Genomic DNA, 201 nt, shown 5'->3' on the forward strand with positions numbered 1-201 from the left:
AGTTATGGAATAAATAGATGAAGAAACGGTANNNGTTGTTGTTGATGTAGAAGTTACTGTAGTTGTTGCTGTTGTATGAATAGNNNTAGTAGCTGTTTGAGTACTTGTGATTGTTGAATAAATTGTTGAAGTAGATGTTAATGTAGTGATTAAAGTAGTATATACAGTACTGATGACTGTATTTGTAGATGTTAATGTGGT

This window comes from Candidatus Nanopusillus massiliensis (assembly GCF_920984865.1).